Source organism: Nonomuraea sp. NPDC049784, assembly GCF_040659615.1.
GTDB lineage: Bacteria > Actinomycetota > Actinomycetes > Streptosporangiales > Streptosporangiaceae > Nonomuraea.
In genome coordinates this window covers 1-1,111 of the sequence record NZ_JBFAMX010001289.1, presented here as the reverse complement: position 1 = coordinate 1,111, position 1,111 = coordinate 1, and the positions used below count along the sequence as shown (strand labels likewise).

Below are 1,111 nucleotides of genomic sequence, written 5' to 3'. Positions count from 1 at the left end.
GCCGCCGAACCGAAGATCACCGCCCTAAGCGGCGGCGGCGTCACCCTCGCCGACGCGGCCGACGAATTCCTGTCGACCCACCGCGTCGCCAACTCCAACACCCACCGCGCCTACACCTCGGCGATCGACCACACCATCGCCGCCGTCGGCGGCGGAGCGCGCCGCCTGGCCGACGTCACCGACGCCGAGATCGGCGACGCCCTCACCTGCCTGTGGGGCAGGTGCGCGCCAGCGACATGGAACCGCAACCGGGCCGCCGTCTCCTCCTGGCTGACCTGGTGCGCCAGCAAGAAGAGGTGGGCGGCCCCGTCGGTCCCGGCCGAGGCCGAACGGCGCCGCGAGAACGTCGACCACACCAAGGCCGTCGCCAAGACCAAGCTGGAACGGCTGCTGTCGCGCCGCGACCTCCCCCTCCGGGACAAGACCCTCTACCGGATGCTGTATGAGACCGCGGCCCGCGCCGCCGAGATCCTCTCCCTCGACGTCGATGACCTCGACCTTGAGAACCGGCGCGCACCACTGCGCTCCAAGGGCGGCGATGTCGAGTGGATCTATTGGGGCACGGGCACCGCCCGCCTCCTGCCTCGTCTGCTCCGACTGCCGGAGGGTCACCCCGACGGCCTGGCCCGCACCCGGGGGCCCCTGTTCCTGGCCGAACGCCGCCCCGTCCCGGCGCGCCGCCCTGGCCTCGAGCACATCTGTCCCCACACCGGACGGCCTCGCCTCGGCTACGACCGTATCCGCGTTCTCATGGAGCAGCAGATCGGCCTCGATCCCCACCAACTCCGCCACTCGGCCGCCACCCACCTCGGCGAACAGAAGGTCCCGCTCCAGCTCATCATGGCCAAGACCCGGCACAAGAATCCCCGCACCGTGATGCGCTACACCCGGCCCGGGGGTGAAGCCGTCGCCGAGATCACCGACCTTCTCGCCCCACCCAGACGCACCCACTGATCAGCCGTTCCACTCTTCAAGATCATCCCAATGTGGGTTTTGGGCTTATGTGGGCTGACCCCCAAGTACAAGGCGATCCGGCCCGCGTACGTCTTCTCGGTGTTGAACGCCCGGCCGGCCGCACGCAGCCCCGCCAGGTACGCGCACGCCTCGACGT

Annotated in this window: 1 protein-coding gene; it reads left to right on the top strand. The window is 70.2% G+C overall.

Translation table 11 applies throughout. The features are described 5' to 3' along the window. On the top strand, positions 1-954 hold a 954-nt coding region (locus AB0J09_RS65495; protein WP_360714669.1), incomplete at its 5' end, for a site-specific integrase. Between the last annotated feature and the right edge of the window lie 157 nt (positions 955-1,111).